Origin of the sequence: Vibrio sp. 14N.309.X.WAT.E.F5, assembly GCF_030397615.1 — a bacterium.
Taxonomy (GTDB): Bacteria; Pseudomonadota; Gammaproteobacteria; order Enterobacterales; family Vibrionaceae; genus Vibrio; species Vibrio lentus.
In genome coordinates this window covers 14624-37830 of record NZ_JAPNXR010000002.1, presented here as the reverse complement: position 1 = coordinate 37830, position 23207 = coordinate 14624, and the positions used below count along the sequence as shown (strand labels likewise).

Sequence of the window (23207 nt, the reverse complement as noted above, 5' to 3'; positions counted from 1 at the left end):
TTAAATCATTGTCGGTATATATTTATAATATTGTTAATAAACATTCAAACATTTGGTAACAGTTATGATGGGTCAGATTTATAAAAATATTTTGCCAACCCTGCTAACCGCTTGTTTTACGCTTCCTTGGTACGTGAACGCTGATGGCATAAGGTCTGACGCCGATTTGATAAAACTGGATAAATTTCAAGAGACTGTAAGTGGAGAGCCAATAGTTTTGAAGGCTAGCTCTCTTGAAAACTCAGTGAGAATTGCACTAATTTACCCAAGTGCAGATATTTCTGACTTTTGGACGCGAAATTACACGGCATTGAAGGAAAGATTGATCGCTTTAGACCTACCATTCGAAATTAAAGAGTTTACTTCGAGACAAATTGAGCACTCTTTGCAGACTCAATACACCGATCAAGTGCTAAATTCTGAAATGCCCTATGACTTTGTGATTTTTGGTCCTTCAGAACTGGGTATACAAGCTGGAAACATCCAGAAACTGTCTGCATCAACAGAGTTCAAAACCTTTATTTGGGCTTTTCACACACCAAATGAGCAATGGAAACATCAACCAGACAGTTGGTTTGATTTCTCAAGTGCAATGGGTGCGGAAGTGTTGTGTGACCATGTGGTGCAAGAGTTAGGGAATCAGGTCGAGTTTTCTGCCAATAGAGGAATTCCGGGAATCACTGATACGCAGCGTTCACAGGGTTTCATCGATTGTGTAGAAGAGAAAGGTGACTGGTTAACGGTATATGAGCACTTCGGACAGTATCAAAAGATAGGTGGCGCTGATGGAATTCGCTTAGTGTTAGGTAACTTTCCTGAGGTGACCATGGTTCACAATGCCAATACGGCGATGACCATGGGTGCCGTAGATGCTTTAAAAAAAGCTGATATGTTATCTGAAGTTTATGTGACAGGTTGGGGCGGAACAGCAAAAGAGATAGAAAAGATTCGTTCAGACGAATTGGACGCGACACCCATGCGAATGAGTGATGATCTTGGCGTGGCAACGGCTGAAGCCATCAAGTTTCATTTGGAAGAGAGAGAAGCGGAGGTTCCGTTGGTTTATTTGGGGCGCATTAATGTTGTGCACAACAAAATGACTGACGAGCAATTGAATCAGCTAACCAGAGAAGCGTTTCGCTACTCGGGTAAGAATTAGGTTCGCGTGACTCTATCGAGCATTACAAAAAGAGCCGAAAATCTGTTTAAACTCGCTTTGTTGAAGCTTAAACAGATTAGCGGCTCTTTCTATGTTTGGGGTTTGGAAGTCTTACTCACAAACTCCGTGATTTCGATTATTCAGCGATCTCTTCTAGCACTTGTCCAATTGAACCACTTGGTTGAGTGATCCCCAATTTGTTCGAAAGTGTCGGTGCAATGTCGTATGGCGTGACCGGACGTGAAACCTTCTTAGCATCCACATCATAGCCTGCGAAAATAACCGGTACATGCGTATCGTATTTCCAAGGTGAACCATGAGTCGAGGCAATTTGAAGGCCTTCCATGTCGTTAATGTAACTACGTGGAGCAAATACCACATACACATCGCCAGAACGAGCAGGGTGGTAGTTGTTCTTAATGAGCTGCATTACATGAGTATCAGGGACTCGGTTCGTCGCAATATCGCTGCTCGATACGGCAAACGCAACGCCTTTTATTTTGGCAATCTCATCCGCAATCGCTTCCTGAACTTTTGCCAGGTCAAGCTTCTTCTCCGCAATTAAATCGTGATTCAGATAAATATAAGGCTGTGCATACAAGCGTATTGCGTCTTTGGATAAATCAAACTCATCCTTCAATCGTTTCTCTACGCCACTCGACAGCAACGTATCTTTATTGAAGTACTGAGCTTGATTGAAACCCAGAGCATTTGCCGCAGGTGAAGATTCAGGGACACCGTGATCGGCAGACAGTACAATTAACGTGTTCTCAAGGCCAACTTGGTTATCGACGGTTTTAAGAAGCTTAGCGATAGTATTATCAAGTCGAATTAGGTTGTCTTCCGTCTCTAAGCTTTCAGGCCCGTAGAGGTGAACCACATAGTCGTTGGATGAGAAACTTACTGATAGGTAATCGGTGACGTCGCCTTGACCTAACTTCTCTTGCATCAATAGCGTACTTGCAAAGTTTTCTGTAATCTCATCGCCAGCTGGGCTCACGGTTAATGTTGTGCTGTAGTATTTATAGCTTGCAGGGCCGTATGGGTGAGGGAAGGTGCGTTGGAAATCGCCTAACTTAACCTTGTGGTCCGTGTTGTGTTCTTGCAGGGTATAGTTTTCACGTGGTAATGATAACTCCCACTTTTGCTTAGAGTATTGGGCTGCAATTTCTTTTTCATTCCAACGAGATACCCAAGCTGGGTATTCGTCATAGTAATAATTACTGGTAACAAATTCCGATTGTGCTTTCGAGAACCAGAACGCTTTGCCACTGTGTCCTGCAAGTGAGATCGCGCCTCGATCTTTTACTGAGACACCGAAGACTTTAGATTTTCCGCTATTGGAAATCATCAGTTCGTCACCAAAGGTGGTAGCAAGTATAGGCTCTGGAGAGCGACCATCACCTTGTGCAGTCTTTTGGGTTGGGTCGATCTCGGTTGCTTTGTCGACCCCCGCGCCTGAAGTCAGCATTTTGTAGTTGCCGTCTTCTACGTTATACACCAAACGTTCTTCACTGCGGTCATACCAAACATTCCCTACCATGCCATGAACACTCGGTGGAGCGCCTGTTGCAAGCGACACATGACCGACAATGGTTTCTGTGTTGCCGTGTTGGTAGTTCGCATTGGTGTAGTAGGTGCCATCATCCATTAAGTACCGAAAACCACCTTCACCGAAGTTGTGCTTATATCGCTCGATAAGATCTGCCCGTAGGCCATCTACCGTGATTTGTAGGACTAGATTAGGCTTCTCTGCTGCTGAAACAGGGAAGGCACAGACTAACGCAAGTGTAAGCCCTGAAAGCTTGGTGTATTGCATAGAGTATCCTTATTCAATGTAATTTCGTTATTCAAAATGACATGGATTAATCACTGAACAGAGGTTGTCCGCTTTTCAGCTACCATGGGGTATTTTGTTAGTCTGCATCTTTTACTAGGCGCAGACCCATGTCTGACATAGTGATCGATTGGCTTGCGAAATCACGACGGTAACTTTCAGATTCATCTTCGTCATAAGCAAAGCTGCCACCGCGCACTGATTTGTGTGATAAACCAACGTCACTGTGTTTAGCATTGTTTGGATTGTCTGTTGGACCGAATCTGTAGAAGGTGTCATCGAAAGCATCAATGACAAACTCACCAACGTTTCCTGTCATGTCATATAAGCCTAGTTCATTTGGCTTCTTTAGCCCGACAGGATGCGCGCTATTTTTTGAATTTGCTGAGTACCACGCAACATCATCTAAGTTGTTGGAACCACTGTAAGTATAGCCTTTGCTTTTGTTGCCACCCTTCGCTGCAAATTCCCATTCAGCTTCAGTCGGCAGGCGGTATTCTTCGCCCGTTAGTTCATTCAGCTGTTCAACGAAATAGTTCGCTTGTTGCCAGCTTAGGTTATTGACCGGAACTTGCGGGTTTTGGAAATAACTGAGAGATGAACCCATCACCGATTCGAACAATTCTTGAGTCACCTCAAACTTCGCGATGTAGAAACTATCTACAGTGATATCTCGTGCAGGTCGCTCGGCTTTGCTTGCTTCAGGGAGGTTTGAACCCATGGTGAATGTACCCCCTTCAACCAACACCATCTCTTGGTCGATTTGTTGGGCGATAGGGTGTGTAGGCACGCTTGCACAGCCGCTCAGGAAAATAGTCATGGTGACGCTGCTAACTGCTGCTAAATGTTTGTAATTGAAAAATTTCATCACGTGCCTCAAATGTTCGAAATAGGCTGTGATTCTAACGTTTAAGGTCATTCCTATTGGTTATAAAGGGTATAACATGCCACTGACTTTATTAGGAATTATGATGGGAACAAGATAATAAGATAGGTAGGTAAATCATGCACATTACTCAAGGTCCACAATATAACGGTAAAGCGTCTAAGCGCTTGCATGTTATGGCTAAACCGATTGGCGCAGCGTGTAACATTGACTGTAAATATTGTTATTACCTAAGTAAGCAAGATTTGTTGGAGTACAAGAAAGGCAGTTCTCCAAGAATGGATGATGAGACGTTAGAGACTTACATCCGACAATACATCGAAGGTCAAAATACTCCTGAAATCATCTTCTCATGGCAGGGCGGTGAACCGACCATGCTGGGGTTAGCGTATTTCGAACGTGTGGTTGAACTACAGAAAAAGTATCAGCCTGAGGGTGTATTGATTTCAAACGACCTACAAACCAACGGCACTCTACTTAATGACGATTGGGGTCGCTTCTTAGCAAAGAATAACTTCCTGATTGGTTTGAGTATTGATGGCCCTGAAATGCTGCACAATGCGTATCGTGTCAACCGAGCAGGGCGTGGCACCTTCAAACAAGTAATGGCAGCTGTTGAGTTGCTGCACAAACACCAAGTGAAATTCGCCACCCTGACCTGCGTGAACAACCTCACTAGCCAAAATGCGTTGGAAGTGTATCGTTTCCTTCGCGATGTGGTGAAGTCTCCACAAATGCAGTTTATTCCTATCGTTGAGCAGAAAACCTTTAGAACCGTTGCGCCACAAACGTCTCAAGTGAGTGAGCAACTCAAGCAAGGTGACAAGCGTCTGATTCCGGGCCACAAAGATTCAATCATGGAATCTTGGTGTGTATCGGACTTAGCGTGGGGCAACTTCCTAATTGCTGTGTTTGATGAGTGGGCGAAGCACGATATCGGTAAAGTGTTCGTTCAGTATTTTGAAGCGAGCTTAGAAACGTGGATTGGTCGCCCAAACCCACTTTGTACTCTAAACGAAATCTGCGGTAAAGGTCTGGCGATGGAGCCTAACGGCGACGTATTTTCTTGTGACCACTATGTTTACCCTGAATATAAAATAGGCAACATCCACCACGAGAAGCTTGATGACCTCGCATACAGCGCACCGCAACAGAAATTTGGTTTCGCTAAATCACGCACACTGACCAGTCAATGTCAGCAGTGTGACTACAAGTTTGCGTGTCATGGTGAGTGTCCTAAGAACCGCTTTATCAAAACTCGTGCTGGTGAGCCGGGTCTGAACTATTTGTGTGCAGGTTGGCATAAATTCTTTTCCCACGTTGATAAGTCGATGGCTTACGTCGCGCGTGCAATGGGGCATCCGGTCGCTCATGGCAAATTCAGTGACTCAATATTGATGGCGCATCGTGCAAAACGGGCGCAACAAGCTACGTTCGAGACCAAGTTCTAACTCAGTGTCTAGGTTTATAGAGCCTAACGAATTTTAATTAAATACGTGTCTAAGGACAGGCTAAGTTTCTCTAGTTTAAGGTAATACTATGATGAAGAAGAGTTTAGCGACTGCGGTTGCTTTATTGGTTTCAACGTCCGCATTGATTTCAACGTCGGCGATGGCAGCCAATAGCGTTCAACAAACCGTTGATGCACCAGCGCAAAATATCAATCAAGTGCTTGAAATGACGGACACTCAAACCCGCATTCAACAGCTGTCTTACATGGCACAAGATCAGAATCAATCGATCGAGAACCGTACTGGTGCATTGCAAGAACTTGCGAAATACCCAAGCCAGAATGCGCTGGTGGCGGTTGCTAGGGGCTTAAAAGATCAAAACCCTGAAGTTCGTGAAGCGGCAGTGATCGGTTCTGAACCTTACCAACTTGAGCATCGCTGGGCATTGGTGTCGCCACTGTTAAAAGACACCGATACCATGGTTCGTCACACGGCAACGTCAAATCTAATTCGTGACTTTAATGTTCTAGATGACCAACAAAAAGCACAAATTGAACCACCAGTACAAGAGTTGATTAGCTTCTTGGAAACGCAAGAATCTGAAAAGTTTCAACTGTTGTTTGCTGATGTGCTTCGCTGGCACAACGAGTGGGATAAGGCGGAAACGGTTTATCTAGAGCTCATCAAAACTCATCCCAAAGAGTCACAAGTTTGGCTGAGCTATGCTGATAACTTCCGAGCACAGAGCAAAGACCAACAAGCGGTTGAAGTGCTAGATCGCGGTTTGAAGAACGTGCCAGACAATGCAGCAATGCATTATTCTAAATCTTTGACACTGGTTCGTCTTGAAGACAAGAGTGCTGCGGCAAATGAGATTGAAGTGGCAGCAGAACTTGCGAAAGATAACAGCTACTACTGGTACTTAAATGGAGTATTGCAAGAAGAGTTGAATATCGATAAGTCGACTAAATCTTTCGAGAAAGCGTATTTGATCTCTGGGTCACCAGAGCAGCTATACGCAGTATGTGACATCTACGTACGTTACGGTAATGAAAAAACGGATGAATGCTTGGCAGAGCTTTCAAAAGTGGCACCGGGTTACGTAATTGATCAGCTGAAAGAGAAGCGAGTAGCGCCAAGCTCATAATCCTTGTATGAGTAAATAGCGAAGCCGCTAATGAAAAGCCAGTCGAAATGTTCGACTGGCTTTTTTACATTTAGTGTCGACTCATACCAAGACGGGTCATAGAGTTCTTTTTGGAATGTGTTTTAGAATAAGAAGTAAGCTAGAGGCGTCTAAAATGGGTGAGCTTGTTCGCTCACCCATTTAGTTAAATCATTCGCCCATTGAGGTGGATGCGCGACGTCTGTCTGTTGCGCCGTGGATCTTGCCATCTTTGATTTCAATGGCATTCAAACCGCTGACCACTGGAATCACATGCACTGGATAACCAAGCTGCATAAATTCTGGGACAAGCATTTCAGCGTAAGTCTTCTTCTCAACTAATAAACCTTTTGGGTCATAAGGTTTGGTTCGATCAATTTTAGTGCCGTACTGAATGTTCGGCAGGTCAATTGCTTCTTGTGCGGAGAGATCCCAATCGAGAACGCCAACCACGGTTTTCAACACGTAACCTGGGATTTGCGAACTACCCGGAGACCCGACCACTAAGCGCAGGTTGTCTTTTTTGTCGATCACCATTAATGGCGTAATCGCTGAGCGAGGACGTTTGCCTGCTTCGATAGCGTTTTGTGTCGGCTTACCATTGATGGTTGGTTTGGTTGAGAAGTTTGCCATTTGCGCGTTAAGAATCACGCCGTCGACCATTACTCCTGAACCCATGCCTGTGCCGACAGTACTTGTCATTGCAATCGCGTTTCCGTCTTTGTCGATAATGGAAATGTGTCCGGTATCTTGACTCTCAAAGCCTTGATACTGCGCGTATTCGGTATCGGTGACTTTTCCCGCTTTAGGGTTGTTTTGAGCAATGCCACTTTCAGGGATCAGTTTGCGTCGTTCATCGATGTAGGATTTGTCGAGCAGGGCATTCACAGGGGCTTCAACGTAATCAGGATCGCCCGCATAAGCGATTCGATCGGCTTTGGCGATTCGCATTGCTTCCGTCATTAAGCGCCAAGGTTCCACATCGGTTTTTGACATGTCTGCCAAGTCGTAGGCCTCTAGCATTTCAAGACTTTGAGCAACCATCACGCCACCAGAGGCAGGGTAGCCAAACGAGACAATTTTATTGCCTCGATAGTCGCTCTCAATGACATCACGTTGTTTAACGTGGTAGTGCTCAAAGTCTTCGATAGAGAGCTTAGCTTGGTCTGAGTCGATACGGCTATTGACCGTTTCTACGATGTGCTTACCAAAGTCGCCGCCATAAAGGTATTTGTCACCTTGTTGAGCAATATTGGTCAGTGTGTTGGCAAGCTCTGAATTGGTCATCAAAGTGCCTGTTGGTTTAATCTCGTCGTTATTCCAATAGAGTGCTTTGATTTCTGGATCTTCAATCAATCGTTCTTGCTCACGAACCACGATGTCATAGGTGTAGCTGTTCATTGCATAACCTTTACTGGCAAGCTCAATGGCAGGCTGAACAAGCTCTGACCATGGCAGTTTTCCGTATTCTTGATGAGTGCTATAGAGCAAACGGAGCGTGCCGGGAACTGCGACAGATCTTGGTCCTAAAATCTCATTTCGACTGAGTGCTTTCCCACCTTCCATGAACATATCTGGAGTCGCACTTGAGGGCGCTTCGTCACGCCCATCGATTGCGAGGAATTGGTCTTTGTCTTTTTGATAAAACAGCGCAAAAGTACCACCGCCGATCCCTGTCATATCCGGTTCTACCACCGACATGGTCATCTGCATCGCAACCATGGCATCGACTGCGTTACCGCCTTTTTTGAGTATCGAATACCCTGTACTGCTTACGTATGGGTTAGTTGCACTTACCATAAACTCTTCGCCAGTTTCATCGGGCGTAATTGGAAAAGGATTTGGCTCAGCCGCGAAACCGACCGCTGAAACCAAACTTAAAGATAAAGTAGCTATTCGCATGCGTTCTCCGTTTAAGGTATCTGTTTATTTACTCTAAGATTGACCGAGCAAGGTCGATGAAGTTCGTGAGTTTGCAGCCTTTTTACACAATGCTGACGGCTCTGACATTGGAATAAAACCATCTCAATATTCGCCGTCGAAACGATAGTTATGGTTTATGTTTCGGCAGGTTTGACTGAACAGTTACAGCGATAAAAAAGCCCAAGGTTGAATGATTACCTTGGGCTTTTTTTAATGGTGATTGTTTAATTCTAGGTTAGAAAACGAAACTCAACATAATGGTGTAAAGCACGGCATCTTTGTCATCAAAGCCAGTCAGTGCGTTAAAATCTTCGACAAACGCCCCGTTTGCTTTACGAGCTTCAAAATACTGCACTTCACCGTTGATAGAGACGTTTGGTAACACATCGTAATCCACACCAATTAGGTAGCTGTTTCCTGTTAGGTGCTCGTGTGAATCAAACTCAGCGCCATAAACGACGTAAGGAGTGAACGAATTGAGTCTGTAACCCAAACTTGCGTACATCGAAGAGGAGAAGTCACTGGTTTGCCCTTCACTGGCCAGTATTGCTTGACCAAATTCGTACTCGGCACCTAACGACCAAAGTTGGATGTGTTGGTTGTCTTGTTTTGGAAGAGATCCAACGTTTTTAATCTTAACCGTTTGATCGAAATTTGAATCTAAGAAGGATAAGTTCCAACGATAATCCTCTCCACTTAATTGCAAGTTGGCACCAAACATTCGATTGGTTTCAAATTCAAGCTCAGTTGTCGAATTGAAGTCGACTTCATTGTTATCTTTAATTCCGAAAAACGGAGAGAGTAGTAGGGTAGCTTCATCGCTTACATCATGAGTCCAGCTCACTTTGATACCATTGAAGGCAGTAATACCTAATACGGAATTGTATACCTCTGTTGGTGGTCTTGCTGTCATATAGGCTTGGCCGACATAGTAGTATTCAGAGGCAAGGAACAGTGGCAGCCTTAAGCGTCCAATACTTACATCGAAGTCATTAAACTCGTAACCGACGTAAGCCCACTCTAATTGAGGATCACTCCAATCATACTGAGGTGGTTTGACAACTTGCACAGAAGCTTTGAATGAGTTGTAGAAGTAGTCTAACTGAACTCCAAATGTGGTATCGCAGTCGTAACAATTTGCATCAGTAAAACCGCGGTTGATGATGAGTGGATTGTCGTTATCTGAGGTTGCCCAAGAAGTAGAACCGAATCCGCTTAACGAAAAATTATCGGTAAGTTCAATAATGGCAAAAGCCGGAGAGGCAATCGAAGCACATAGCACTGACGTAATTATTTTTTTCATATTATTTCTCCGAACTTATAACGTAGAGAACGTTGGCATTTTGAGGAACCGAAGAGAGTGGGGAGTAACCAATACGGTTTGGTTTGTCGTCTAGCCAGTCGACTAAACTGTCTGTCGAAGCCGTTTTGATTTCTCTTGGATAACGAGCTTTTCCTGAAAAAGATAAGCCAGCCCAGTGTGCATTCATTTGGGCTGCATTTTTCCCCAGTAAAAGTTGATAAAATTTTTCTCTCTCGGCGCTGTTTTCAGGCCAATCAGACAGTTCTACGCGTTTGCCGTTGAGGCGTTTCGTTTTTCCTCTGTATAGCTTTCTCGCTTTGTTTATTGATATCTCTTCAAACCCTGAGTCTAGAGAGAATATTGCATAATCTTCTGCGGCATGAGCCGGATTGAGAAGAAGCAAGCTTCCTAACAACCCTATAGCAGCGGATAGCAGCACTCTGCTCGAGAGCGTTTTAATTGTTTTGATCCAATCCATTGGTTTCTCCTAACAAGTCGCACTTTCTATTTGGTGGAATAGCTTTTCTTTTCTTACGGGCTTCGCTACGTACCCATCCATTCCGGAATCAAAGCACTTTTGAATATCATCATCGATAACACTGGCGGTTAACGCGATAATAGGAGTTTTGCTTAAGCCTAGGTTTTTCTCGTGTTCACGAATCTCCTTAGTTGCGGTGAAGCCGTCCATCACCGGCATCATGCAATCCATTAAAATAATGTCGAAGCTACTGTCGTTCTGATACATATCAACGGCTATTTGTCCGTTGTCTGCAATTTCAAAGGCATAGCCAGCTTTTGTTAGCATGACTGAAGCAACCTTCTGGTTTACGCGATTGTCTTCTACCAACAGGATTTTCTCTGATTTGCTTGGTATCATGTCCAATTCGGCTTGCTCAGGTAGCGTTTTCTTGGCTGTTTTTGCGTTATGAATAGGGGTGACCGTTGAGGTGGTAGATACTGAAGGTGTGTTATGGGTGGCAGGCAATGGCATTGCTTCTACCGCCGCGAGAACTTTTTCTTTCAACATCTCGAATTTGAATGGTTTTGGCACGTAGTCGTCCATGCCTACATCGAAACACTTTTGGATATCGTCATCAATCACACTTGCTGTGAGGGCGATGATAGGGATGCGGCGCGTCGCATTGGTCTCTTTTTCAACGCGACGAATATTACCAGTCGCCTCAAAGCCGTCCATAACGGGCATCATACAATCCATCAGTATTACGGCGTAGTTAGGGTTTGCCGTAAACATGTCGACGGCTTCTTGGCCGTTATTCGCAAACTCGAACTCGAAGCCACTTTTTCCTACGTGAAGTCCGGCAATCTTTTGGTTGATTTTGTTGTCTTCGACGATAAGGATTTTTTGTTGAATCGTCAGGGCTTGTTGGTTGGCTTCTGATAGTTCAGCTAGGCCTTGTGTGTCACAAAGTTCAATGGCTTTAATTAAGCGCAAGCCGAGTAGGGGTTGCGATACCTGAGCCGTAATACAGTTGCCAATATCTGCAGGGTCACTTAGGAATGATCGAATCAAACAAATAGTCGCGCCATTTTGATGGAGTTTATTTAGGCTGTCTGAATAGTCACTCGCTTGGAATGAATCGTCTTCAGCAAAAATGACCGTGATTGGTTTATTGTGTTGTTTTACAGAGATTTGCTCATTGATGGTGTCTGCGCTGTTGGTTTGCTGAGTGATCTTTAAACCATAAAGGTTAAGGTCTCTTTCTATGCGCTCAGAAAGCATGTTTTCATTACCCAGAATGTAGATGTTTGCTGATGCTGTGCTTGGTTTAGGAAGCATGAGATCAACGGGCAGCGCTAAATCGAAGTAGAAACAACTGCCTTCACCTTTGACTGAGTCGAGTTGGATCTGACCACCCATAAGCTCAACAAGCTGAGTACTGATCGCAAGACCAAGACCAGTACCACCGAATTGTCTGGTCGTTGAATCATCTTCTTGAGCGAACGGTTCGAATATCTGTTTCTGTTGTTGTTTATCGATACCAATACCTGTGTCGCGCACTGCGAATCGAATGGTGACATTGTCGTTAGACTGTTCGAGTGTCTTGATTGATAGTGTTACACCACCTTCGGCTGTGAACTTCACTGCGTTCGACATAAAGTTCATCAAAATCTGTCTTAATCGGTGGTCATCGATCATCACGCGTGCAGGTGTGTCTGGGCTGATATCGACGTTGACTGATATTTTCTGCTCTTTGGCTTTAGGCGCAACAATCGAAGCGATGTCGTAAATGGATTCTCTAATCGACGCTGAATGCGGGCTGATTAATAGCATGCCAGATTCAATCTTAGAGAAGTCTAAGATGTCGTTGATCAGGCTTAGTAGTAATTGAGATGAGGTCTCGATTGTATCTACATAATCACGTTGTGTTGGTGTAAGTGGAGTATCAGATAGGATCTCTGAAATACCGATAACCCCGTTTAACGGAGTGCGAATCTCATGTGACATGTTAGCCAAGAAGCTACTTTTCGCTTTGCTCGCTTGTATTGCGTGATCTTTGGCTCTCTCTGCGTCTTCTACGGCTAAGGTTAACTTCTCTTTTGCGTGTTCTCGTTCGATGGTGAGTCGCTCTACTTGTTGAGCAAATAGGCTGAGTTCATCTTTGCCTTGAATTAGCTTATCCAAAGAAGGTCGAGTTTCATCATTTTCGCTTTTCAAGAAAGCTAACACCAAATTCAGGTTGTTGGTGACTTGTCGTGCCAAGCTTAGGGTTAATCCCATCACAATGGTCGCGAGCAAAGCAACGATCGAGATAAACAGTGTTCGCTGGATTTGCGCTTCATAGATGGCTTGCTCAACTTCCTGTTGGAACTCTTGCTTGATAACATTACCGAGGCTTTGCAATAAGCTGAGTCGAGCGCTCATTGCCTCTAATCCTACAGAAATCTCTTGTGGCGTCAGTTGGCTGATTGCGTTTAGGTCGAGTAGTGCGCTGCGGATCTCTTGGCTTTGAGCAAACACATCATTTCTAAACACTTCAACCATCAATGACACCTGATGTTCGTTGGCATTCAATGACACAAAGCGTTCTAGGAACAGTTGTTGTCTTTCACTTAGAGTTTTGATCTGTTCAGCGAGTTCTGGATCGTATTCTTGGCTACTTTGGAATATCTCAATCAATGAGGTACCCAGTTTAAATTCTTCATTTGACCAAAACATCAGCCATTCAAGCTGTTGTAACGCGGTGAGGTGCTGTTGAATTTCACGCTTGGTGTTTTCGAAAGGGACTTTTTCTATCTCAAGGAGCAACTGTTTGTACAAATCACTCTGCCATTCAAGTGCATCCAATTTATCGTAACTATCCGTCGCTTCCATCGTTGATAGGGTTGCTTCACTGAAGTCAGCAACCAGTTGGTTCATTTCATCAGAAGTGTTTAAAAATATAGCCGGAGAAAGCGTTTTTAGTTCCGCCTTTACTTGGCTGCTTTGCGTCGCGAATTCTTCAGGGCTAGAAGCCAGAGTGCTCCGATATAAGACCGAAATATCTTGAAGATACACAGATAACTGATTAGTTCGTTCAAAATCGGTTAACTGAGTCGTTAAAATATACGCTTGTCTGCCTGCTAGAAAGAGCAGTAGTGAAATGGGAAGTAGAACTAAGCCAAAGAGTTTATGTTTGACTGAAAGGTTATTCCAGACCGTAATCGCCATATAAGGATCCATCCAACTGTTTTTATATAAAAACAGTAGAATAAAAATGCGGATATGGAAACCTTGAAACAGTAAATTTAATGGAAGTGTGGGAGGGGTATAAGTTCTTGTGATTCCAGAGCTTACTTCGAAATATCTTCTCTTACTAGCAACTTATAGCGATTGTCAGCTGGTTTAATTTTTATGCCTATTGATGAATAGCTTATAAAGCGAGTTAATGAGGGCGCTTTTTATCGAGACTTAGTTCAAACAGAAGTTGCTCTAACACCGTTTTTGCAGAGGGTTCTAACGCCCAAACCCCTAGCATTCTGTTCAGTGCAGCGCGGTACACTCTGTTTTTGAGTAGGAAAGCGAGCGTACTCGTATCGTTGTTCAAAACATGTGTTTGTACAACGGTTAGCTCAGCTTTGTTCTCGATATCGATTTTCTGAAGGTTGAAAGCGGGTAGAAAGGCACACTCATACCAAACCTCAACGATCTCTCGAAGTTCGATCTCCTCTTCAGGCACATCACAGTCCTGAAGTTGATGGTTTTCAGGAATTGCGGATAAATAAGCGACATCAAGCTTGTCTGCAACGAATGTGTACATTTGCTTCCTTGTTACATGTGATTTCAGATCGAATCATCTCTCTCACTTATGTTTTTGTCAATTACATCCATTTATTGAACGAATAATCTGTGAGTAAGCATCGTCGTGTTTAACTTAAACTGTTTAAGTATTTGTCTGTTAAGCCAAAATATTTCAAGTTTCCATCAGGCTCTAGAACTAAACTCATGTTTGAAGTAGCGATCAAACCGGGATCATTGGTTGAAAAAATGACTGTTTTGTTCAGCAACTTATCGCTGAACAGGCGGTTAAAATACTGCGCGTTTTCATTTTCAGCCCCGTTGAACGGTTCATCAATGATTATCAGAGATTGCTCACAGTTACCTAACCCAAGCGCCAAACGCAGCTTTTGTTGAATGCCATTCGGAAGACCTTTGCACTTATCGACACTCAATTGAGTCGCCAAGCCTTCTGGCAGCCATTCGTCTAGCTCGAAGAAGCTCACCATCTCTTGCATCTTCTCTGCTGGAATCAATCCATTGTGTAAAATGAAATTGGTCTCCAAAGAACCTTCGAAAATGTGCAAATTGAAGGGGATGTAGTTAATCGACGTGCGATAGCGATAGCTGTTGAATTGCTTAATGTTATAGCCATCGACAGACACCGCGCCCTGATAACGATCTTCTAAACCAGCCATGATTGAAATGAGCGTGGTCTTTCCGCTGCCTGTCGGTCCACATATGACGACTTTTGCACTGGGAGGTATCTTGAAGCCAAGGTTGGTTAACCCTGTTGCTGCTCCTGTGTAACGGTGACTCACACCACTGCCCACAATACTGCCTTGGAATAAGCGAATAGGCGGGCTCTTCTCTAAGGTCAGTTTATCGTCATTCATCGACATCAAGTTGTTGATCTGTGCCGACGAAGCCTTGATGGATTGAAACTTAGAAATTGAGTTATAGATGCCCATTATCGGGCCTAGTGCTTTCCAAACGAGAATAACGGTCGCAAGCATCGCACCCGCATCTGATGTCCCTTCCATTACGCCGATTACAGCCGTCACGATACTTGCCGTACCAATCACCTGAATCAAACTACCGCCAGCCGCCTGAATTTTACTGTTGGTTACAGCAACGTTCTCGGCATCACTGGTGCTTTGCATATGGGAGGCACTAAAACGAGATTGAACCACGCGCAGTAGAGGTAAACCCTGAATTGTCTTGATCCCACGAAGGATTTCATTCCATTGATAAGAGACCATCGCATTGGCGCGAGAGCTTTTGGATGTGGCTTGAGAATAGATATAGCGTGAGTATACACAGAACACCAACATCAAGATTAAGCCGCCCATCACCACAAGCGCTGCTGTGCCAGACATCAGGGCAATCGCGATGATAAAAACAATCACAAACGGCATATCAAAATAGCTAAGCGTTGATTCTGCAGTCACCAAGCGACGGAAGGTATCGATATCTTTCAATCGTGCCAGTTGAGATGAAACCCCTGCAGTTGATGTCATTGCGTAAGGTAGCCAAAGCAGTTTCGATATTACGGCTTGAGATATGTGAACCGCGAGATCTTTACCGGAGGTAGCAATGATGTTGACTCGCATCTTTTTAAAAAAGTATTCCGAAAAACCCACAATAATGGCAAATAAGGTCAACCAATAGAGTGTCGCTTGAGAACTCGAAGTAAGCGCAAAGTTATACACACTCATAATAAAGAATGGCTGTAATGCGCCCAGAATACTGATCACGAAGCTGAGAATGATCAGGCTTTTAAGTTCATTGTTATAACGATAGAAAGCGTACTTTATCCAATTGCTTCTGTCCTGAGATTCCGGTGGTGGTTCACGGAACAGGCGAGAATATTCACTAATTGCAATCAACAAACAGGGCTTCTTACACATTGGATATTCAATGGTGTTGTTGTTCGTGTAATCAAACAACATCAGCTTTCCATCTTTGGTACCCAAGAAGATGGCGCTCAGATTTTCTATCTCAATAAAGCACGGGTGAGGGTACTTATCGATATTCTCGAGTGTTTTTAACTGGGTGACATCACAACGGTATCCAAGACGTTCTATGGTTGCAGTAAAGCTATCGCTGTCTTTTGGCTTGGGAATAAAGGCGTCACTGAGTATAGAGGGCGTACCTTCCCACTCAAGAGCGATCAAGGTATAGGCCAAGCCGCGAATCAGAGGTGAATGACTGTAACGCTCGTCATAACCGCTTGCTTCAAAATCCGAAACACGCTGCGAGACATTGTTGAAGTCTACAAGGATACTCATTGGTCACCTCCCGTAAGCTTGACACGTTTGAGGCGGTGGTTAAGTTTGTCCATCTTATTGCTGGCGATGATTAAGATTTTGTCATTGGCACGATAGGCGGTACTGGTCAGCACGACGCGCGCAAATTCTTCATCAAAGACACAATCTATATCGTCGAATATCAATACCCGTTTACTGGCGAGCAGGGCTCTGACTAATAACAGAGCATATCCCACTTGGCGAGAGAATGGATTGCGCATGTGCCCTTTGAGTTCCGTATAAAAACCAGCAGGAAGTCCGTCAATTTGCGCCTTGATGTTCATGGTTTCACATAAGGCGAAAGCCGTGTTATTCAAGCTTGGACGGAAACACGTTAGGTTATCAATAATGGTCCCTTCCACGAATGAACTTGTTTTATCGACCATCAACACGCTGTTACGCCAAACGTTGTAGTTTACGTCACTCAGAGGCGTGTCATTAATCATGATGTCCAGTTTGTTATCATTGTTCTGACGTGTAATACAGTTAGCAAGATGGGTCTTACCGGAGCCACTTTTCCCGGTAAGTAAATAGGTTTGTCCGAGTTCGAATTCGATACGCTGCTTTTCAGAATATTTAACAGAAATACGTTCTACTTCAGTCGTCTCATGTTGATGTTCAACCGACGCGGCCAGTTCAAGAAGCTCGGCGATGCGTTGTATATGGAGTTTGTTTAGCTCCCAACGGCTCGCGGTACGCATCACTTGTTGGTAGGGCGCAAAGTAACGGTTGGTCAGCATGATGATCGCGGCCATGATGCCTTGGCTTGACTCCATATTGATAACGGCTGTTGCCAATACCACAACAACACAAGCAATGGAAAGCTGTTGGATGAGCGCTAAGATCAAGCCAAAATTCGATTCAATCTGTTCGTATTTGATGTTTTCAACTTCACGTTCCTCGACCATTTGTGTCATTAGGCTTTCAACGCGGTATTCCATGTTCCGCGCTTTGATATCCAGCGGGCTAGAAATGATTTCAATGATTTTGGATGTGGTTAAGCCCTCTATATCGGACTTGTTTTGTAAGCTGCCAATTTTTTGTTTAGAAAGGCTCCAAGCGAAAATAGCTAAAATGAGCGAGGCAATCAGAAGCGTCACGCCAGCCCATATGTTGATGAGGCCGATGATAAGTATGGTAATCACGCTAACAGCAAGGTTGATCAGCGCTCGAACCGATTCGCCGCCAAAGAAGGTTTTCAACTCAGGAATGGTTGAGATTCGTTCTAGGTATTCGCCCGGTTCTAAGCGGCGAAATTTAGAGATTTCAGCCAAACAGATGGATTGGAATACCTTGTTGGTTAAGTTGGTCTCAAACTGCCTCATGATGACGGAAGATATTTTCTCTTCCTGATTTTTCAGGTGGTAGTCGAGGAAGATAGAAATCAGGATAATCGCGAACAACAAGAACAACGTATCTTGTGCTTGGTTGGGTAATACTCGGTCGAAAATGATCAGAATGGAGAAGGGCAGTACCAAGCCAAATAGAGTGGAAATTATTGTAGAGAAAGTCAGATAACACTTATCTGCCATATTGATCTTTTGAGAAAACTGCTCAGTTTGCATTGCGACCTCCTGTTTTCAACGACTCAGTTGAGAGAAGGTGTTTAGGCACTAATTCTTGATTGTTTCGCCCTTCGATATCACTCATCAATTGCATGATGCTTTCTATCGATTGAATCGAGAGCACGCCCTTAACTTGCTCAAGCTTGATGGTTTCGATGATGTAGTCGTATCGTGCGCTTTCATAATCTCTTAAGGCACTGAAGAGCTTACTTTCTGCGGCAAGCAAATCGGTGATCGTACGGGTGCCTAACTGGTATGCCCTTTGAATACCTTTGTAAGAGGCATAGTTGGCGCGAATGATGTTCTCGTAACTGCTTATAGATTGCGAAAAATCGTTAATGTTGAGCACAGAGGTGTTCACGCTGTTGCGCGTAGTGTAAAGCGAGTCTTGATAAAGCAGCTCGGTACGTTCAATCGCCGTTGATGATTTTTGATATCCGTAGTAATCAGAGCCACCAGACAAGATAGGCAAGGCTAGGTTCAAGCCAACGCTAGTTGAGTTGCTTTCGCCTGTCGCTGTGATGTCGGTTTTATCGTAGTTATTGGCGTCATCGTGACGATAACTGGCTGAAAGCGACACGGTAGGTAAGAAGTTTGTACCGCTCTCTTTTAAGCTTCTACGGCTTCTCTCGACGTTTTTCTTCGCCACTAACAAGTCGTTGTTGAGCTTTAATGCTTGATCCATGATTGAGTGTTGTTCGCTTTCGTTTATCTCTTTTAATGGCACACTTTCGTATATGTCTTGTGATGGCGTAATAGGGTACTGAATCTGAATGGATAGTCCGTTGAGAATGACACGGCGATCTTTCTGCAAGGTTCTTAATCGATTCGACACACCTTCTTTCTGAGCGATAACTTCATAAAGCTCGCTGGCGGCTGTATTTCCCAATTCTACGTTACGTCGCATCTGATGTTCACGTGTTTCAGACGACTTAAGCTCAACCTTTGTCGCTTTTATTTGCGCATTGTTTTTCAAATACTCGAAGTATTGAGAGCCGATTTCAGAGATGGTGCTTTGGATTTTGTTCTCGTGTTTAATTTCCTCAATATTGAAGTCGAGTTTTGCCGTGCCATATTTGAAAATATCACCAAGATTGAATATCGATTGGGAAAGGGAAAGGCTGTAGCTGTTTGAGTTATAGCTAGAGGTTTCATCGGGCACGCTCGATAACAAGGTTTCATTCTCATTCCATGTAGTATCAGCTGCACCATTGAGTGAAGGAAGAAACTTAGAGCGGCTGATCCCAATGTTGTATTCGTTCTCTTCCACACCTTTATCACTGGCGCGAAGGGATAGGCTGTTTTGCAGGCCGAGTTCGACCGCCTCAAGCAGGGTCGTCGCCGATGCTGAAGGTATCGTGCTGAGTGTAAGCGCAGCCATAATGCTGCTAGTTAAGTTTCTGTACAGCCACATACTTGTTGATCACCTTGATGATTTGGTCGCTTTTGTAAGGTTTGCTGATCACGTAATCCATTCCGGCTTCAATACAAGCCTGGTGTTCGTTACTGCTGGTCAATGCGGTTGCCCCTATGATGGTACAAGGGTTTTTCTCGTTTTCTTGTTCGAACTGGCGAATGCGTTTGGTCGCTTCAATGCCGCCCATACCTGGCATGATGCAGTCCATGAAGATAATGTCAGAACGTTTATTCATGAAGTGCTCCACTGCGTCTGCGCCATCGCCAACCGTGTCTGGTTCATACTCTTGTTTGGTGAGGATTCGTTTAAGTAAGATTTGCTGAACTCGGTCATCCTCTACGATAAGGAATGAGCTATTCTCCATCTGCTCTTCTGATGCTTCTGCTTCCATAATGGTGAGCAAGTTCGGAATAAACTCGTAAGGAATCGCAGGGGAGTTGATGATCTTATCGACGAAGCTGTGACACTCTTGTGCATGCTGAGTATTGGTTACTGACAGCAACAGCTTGGTATTTGGATGATTCTTAAGTTGAGATTTCACCGTTTTGCTCAGTGATGGCAGCTTGTTGGGTTCAAATGTATCGGTCAGCATGATGGCATCGTACTCACCAAAGGTCTTCGCCGCTGAAAACAACTCATTTGCAGTGCGGATTTCAGTGATATCAAGCCCCAAGTTGCTGAGCATTTTCTTCATTACATCGATACGAACTTGTGTATTGGCGCAAAGCAGTAAATGCTTGCCGTCGAAGCGAGTTTTCTCTGTATGGAAATTCTTCGCCTTGAGATCAAGCTCGATCTGAAAACGTTCCTGTGTACCCGATTGGAACCAGTGACTTTCGTAATACCCGTAATCTTTTAATACGCTTTTCGCTAAGTCGTCTGTGTTAGCAGTATGGTGTTTATGATCGCTCCAATGGAGCTTATTGAGCTTGGCAACAGAGACATCTAACGTTGAAAGGAAATTAAGGTTGATGGTGACACGTGTATTTTCCATATCCGAAGCGGCGCCAGACTCTATTGTCACGAACAACTTCTTGTTTGATTTAAGTTGGATGGCGTTAGAGAGCTGCAGGAACAATATCCAGAACAAGCTGGTGGATTGGCCTTCAACACGGTTCGGCAAATTGTCAGAGATAAAGCAGTCAAGTTGACCTTCGTTCCTCTGAACTTTGGCGCTGATATGAATCATCAATTCAGACAACACGCTCAGTAGCGAGAATTCCTTCGACTTACTTTCCGTACCCTGTGAAATCAAACGGTTATAGTTTTCTGCTAACTCAGATAAGGTACTACATGCTGAGGTAATATCCTTCGCCATCAATACGCCGTTTTCATCGGTTTCTTGCACCAGATATTGGACACCACCATTGATGGTGTTGGTGATTCCGCGAATCTCATAGCCGATTAGCGCATACAGTTGTTTGTAGAGGTCGTTATTACGCTTTTGGTCTTCCAATTTACTGAAGATCAGTTTGAGGTGAGAGTAGATCTGGCGTTGCTTCGGATTGATGCTCACTTCATTCAGAAGCTCTTCGAGTCTTTGCAAGTCGAGTTGTTTCAGCTCTTGATAGAGAGCATCGAACTCATAGTCGATTTCTCGTTCATTAGAGCTGGATTTCTTCAGCTTCAACATAGCAACTGAATTCGATAGGACCGTGATTACTGCCAGTATCACGACCACCATAAACAACCAGATAAAGAACTCGTTTTTCTCTGACATCAAGTCGCTCGCATGGTTGTTGAACATGGTGCGGTAGTTGTCGTCCATTTGTAGGTAGTTGTTCGTCAGTGACAGGTATAAGTCGAGTACGTCGTGGCGTGTTTTAGTGCTGTCGGAAAAGCGATTGATAGCTAATTCAAGTTGGGTGTATTCAGTCGCACCAACCAAGCTAAATTCAGTTTTGTTCAAAGAAGCCAAAGACCTAAACTCGTCGATTTCACTCTTCAGGGTAGAAAGGTTCAAGTCACTGGCACTGCAATTATTGGCTTTTAAGCAGTACTGTAAGGTTTGGATGTCCAGTTCTATGGTCTGGTTGAGTGCTTGGGCTTGTATTAGAAGTGGGGCGCTTTGCACTTGAGCGACCGAATCTACTTTTGACCAAGAAAAGTATAAATAGAAAGCGAGCGCCGCCAGTACTACGCTGAACAATATGCTCAGACGTAGAGCTGGTACGGAAATGTTATAAGAAGGTTTTCCGCTCATTGATTACCTCTCATCGAATGCATCTTCGATGGCTGACATCACCGGTTTTGCTGCGTATTCGATCACGCGACGCGAGCCGGTTTTTACGTCGGCGGTAAATTCCATATAAGGTGATAATTTGTATTGAGTGCCTCCTCGCTCAAGAAAATTTCGATCAATCTCAATTTCTGCCAAATAGAATTCGGCATCTTCTTCTTCGTATGATGAACGGCTAATTGAGGCGATGGTCCCCTCAACAAATCCATATTTTGCGAAGTTGTAAGTATCCATTTTTACTTTTACCGCTTGGCCAATTTCGACAAACCCCATGTCTTTACGCGGAATTTTCGCTTCACCGTGTAGGGAGTTATTGATTGGTGCAATATCAGCGATACTCTCGCCGGGTGGTATTACCGCAGAACGGAAGTTGAAGTGTAATTTGTCGACTACACCATCCACTGGTGAGTAGACGATTAAGCGGTCTACCTTATCGGAATGTTGTGGTTGCAAGATCCGTTTTAGTTTGAGGTCTTTATTGGCCTGGATGATCTGTGCTTGGTACTCAGAGTTGCGGTTCTCAACTAAATCTCGATGTTGTTTCTCGAGTTTGTCGAGCTGGAAACGTTCGTTCATGACGGACTCATCAAGGTTTTCAATCTCACGAACCATATTGGATTCTTGTACTTTCATATTTAGAACGTCGACATAGGACGCCATCTCTTCTTTATAAAGCGTGTTTTTGATGTTGAGTTGTTTGCGAATGAGCGAGAGTTGATTCTCTGAGCTTTTGCGACGCTTTAGCATTGATCCAATCAGAGAGTTTTTGTGTTTAATATCGTGAGTAATCAGCTCTTCGTTGGAGCGGTTCTTCGAGAACTCTTGCTGCCACGTATTCATGTTGACTTGAACTTGTTCTGGGTACTTTTCGATGTAAGAAGCAAAGTTTGGTTCGATCATGTCACGTAAGCTTTCATAACGAATTTTATCGAGTTCCAGCTGAATGATTTCGGTGTTCACTGTATCGAGTTGGGTGTTACGGTCGAGTGAGCGGATTCGAGCAATAGGCTGGCCTTCATACACAACTTCCCCTTTTCTAACTAACAGCTCTTCTAAAATACCGCCTTCTAGGTGTTGAACTTTCTCAACATCAGACTCTAGTAACAGCTCGCCACGTACAGAAACGACAATATCGATGCGTGCTTGTGACGCCACGGCGATAGCCACCAAAGCAAGTAGAAAAATGATGAGCAACGTCTTGTGAACGCTGGTCATTGCACTTGCAAGCACGATGGTGTCATCTGCTGTGACTTTAGAAGCCTCGTTGTTAGAAACGAGCGCTTTTCTGAGGTGATGCTCTATTTGGTTATTGCTCATGACCTACCTCGATGACTCGTCATCTACAACTTCCTTAATATCCAACAAGTGATTAATTTGTCTATTGACGTTTTGTAGTTCAGTTTTCACATCTTCTAAAAGCGCTTCCGGCGCAGGGAATTCGTGTTTACTCAAATGTTCCAACTTGGCCATTTTGGGCGGCAGGTCTTGGTCGCATAACAAAGTTAAGATGGTTTTCAATTTTTTAGAGTAATTGTTGAGTTCATCAAAACGATTACCTTTATGAAGCATCTCTATGTTCATCGGTGCGTCCGAAAAGTCCTTATAAAAGTCGCCCAGCAGCAATTGCAGCCCTTTGTGGTTGTTGTCGATTGAACGCAACAAATTCGTCATGTCTATCATCATTCCACTGCCTTAATTGCTTTAATCACAATAACTAAGGATCTTTAAAGGCAGTTT

General features: G+C 44.0%; 16 protein-coding genes. 3 read left to right on the top strand and 13 right to left on the bottom strand.

Annotated elements, in window-relative coordinates; genetic code table 11:
• Window positions 1-64: 64 nt before the first annotated feature.
• Window positions 65-1159 (top strand): substrate-binding domain-containing protein, encoded by a 1095-nt coding sequence (locus tag OW495_RS02585; protein ID WP_289884819.1) that lies wholly within the window; start codon window positions 65-67, stop codon window positions 1157-1159.
• Window positions 1160-1295: 136 nt separating this feature from the next.
• On the opposite strand, the gene OW495_RS02580 is transcribed toward OW495_RS02585, so the two are convergent.
• Window positions 1296-2978 carry an alkaline phosphatase family protein gene (locus tag OW495_RS02580; protein ID WP_102513365.1) on the bottom strand — a complete coding sequence of 561 codons (1683 nt, stop codon included), beginning with the start codon at window positions 2976-2978 and terminating at the stop codon, window positions 1296-1298.
• A 97-nt stretch (window positions 2979-3075) separates the two neighbouring features.
• Window positions 3076-3864, bottom strand: a complete 789-nt coding sequence (locus OW495_RS02575; RefSeq protein WP_102295026.1) for an SUMF1/EgtB/PvdO family nonheme iron enzyme — start codon at window positions 3862-3864, stop codon at window positions 3076-3078.
• A gap of 137 nt (window positions 3865-4001) precedes the next feature.
• Between OW495_RS02575 and OW495_RS02570 the strand changes: the two genes are divergently transcribed.
• Together OW495_RS02570 and OW495_RS02565 are read left to right on the top strand one after the other, a co-directional pair.
• Window positions 4002-5333, top strand: a complete 1332-nt coding sequence (locus tag OW495_RS02570; protein ID WP_289884818.1) for an anaerobic sulfatase maturase — start codon at window positions 4002-4004, stop codon at window positions 5331-5333.
• An 88-nt stretch (window positions 5334-5421) separates the two neighbouring features.
• On the top strand, window positions 5422-6480 hold the full coding sequence (locus tag OW495_RS02565) for a hypothetical protein (RefSeq protein ID WP_289884817.1): 1059 nt from the start codon (window positions 5422-5424) through the stop codon (window positions 6478-6480).
• 189 nt (window positions 6481-6669) lie between these two features.
• Here OW495_RS02565 and ggt read toward each other — a convergent pair whose 3' ends face one another.
• From ggt to OW495_RS02510, 11 genes are all read right to left on the bottom strand, one after another.
• Window positions 6670-8400: a gamma-glutamyltransferase gene (gene ggt / locus OW495_RS02560; protein WP_289884816.1), complete on the bottom strand. Its 1731-nt coding sequence runs from the start codon at window positions 8398-8400 to the stop codon at window positions 6670-6672.
• A 256-nt stretch (window positions 8401-8656) separates the two neighbouring features.
• Complete coding sequence (locus tag OW495_RS02555; RefSeq protein ID WP_065104790.1) at window positions 8657-9724, bottom strand: sulfate ABC transporter permease; 1068 nt, start codon at window positions 9722-9724, stop codon at window positions 8657-8659.
• A gap of 1 nt (window position 9725) precedes the next feature.
• Window positions 9726-10202 (bottom strand): hypothetical protein, encoded by a 477-nt coding sequence (locus OW495_RS02550; protein ID WP_065104791.1) that lies wholly within the window; start codon window positions 10200-10202, stop codon window positions 9726-9728.
• A gap of 9 nt (window positions 10203-10211) precedes the next feature.
• Window positions 10212-13394, bottom strand: coding sequence for a response regulator (locus tag OW495_RS02545; RefSeq protein ID WP_289884814.1), 3183 nt, complete (start codon window positions 13392-13394; stop codon window positions 10212-10214).
• A gap of 214 nt (window positions 13395-13608) precedes the next feature.
• Window positions 13609-13983 (bottom strand): hypothetical protein, encoded by a 375-nt coding sequence (locus tag OW495_RS02540; protein ID WP_289884813.1) that lies wholly within the window; start codon window positions 13981-13983, stop codon window positions 13609-13611.
• 109 nt (window positions 13984-14092) lie between these two features.
• Complete coding sequence (locus OW495_RS02535; RefSeq protein WP_102486235.1) at window positions 14093-16231, bottom strand: ATP-binding cassette domain-containing protein; 2139 nt, start codon at window positions 16229-16231, stop codon at window positions 14093-14095.
• On the bottom strand, window positions 16228-17814 hold the full coding sequence (locus OW495_RS02530) for an ABC transporter transmembrane domain-containing protein (protein ID WP_009844974.1): 1587 nt from the start codon (window positions 17812-17814) through the stop codon (window positions 16228-16230). Before OW495_RS02530 ends, OW495_RS02535 begins: the two co-directional genes overlap by 4 nt.
• The gene (locus tag OW495_RS02525) at window positions 17804-19228 is read right to left on the bottom strand and encodes a TolC family protein (RefSeq protein WP_289884812.1); all 1425 of its coding nucleotides are present in this window, start codon (window positions 19226-19228) and stop codon (window positions 17804-17806) included. Before OW495_RS02525 ends, OW495_RS02530 begins: the two co-directional genes overlap by 11 nt.
• The gene (locus OW495_RS02520; RefSeq protein ID WP_289884810.1) at window positions 19203-21434 is read right to left on the bottom strand and encodes a response regulator; all 2232 of its coding nucleotides are present in this window, start codon (window positions 21432-21434) and stop codon (window positions 19203-19205) included. The genes OW495_RS02525 and OW495_RS02520 overlap by 26 nt, the downstream gene beginning before the upstream one ends.
• Window positions 21435-21437: 3 nt before the next feature.
• Window positions 21438-22787 (bottom strand): HlyD family type I secretion periplasmic adaptor subunit, encoded by a 1350-nt coding sequence (locus OW495_RS02515; protein WP_017099383.1) that lies wholly within the window; start codon window positions 22785-22787, stop codon window positions 21438-21440.
• Window positions 22788-22790: 3 nt separating this feature from the next.
• Window positions 22791-23153: a hypothetical protein gene (locus OW495_RS02510; RefSeq protein ID WP_065104796.1), complete on the bottom strand. Its 363-nt coding sequence runs from the start codon at window positions 23151-23153 to the stop codon at window positions 22791-22793.
• Window positions 23154-23207 lie beyond the last annotated feature (54 nt).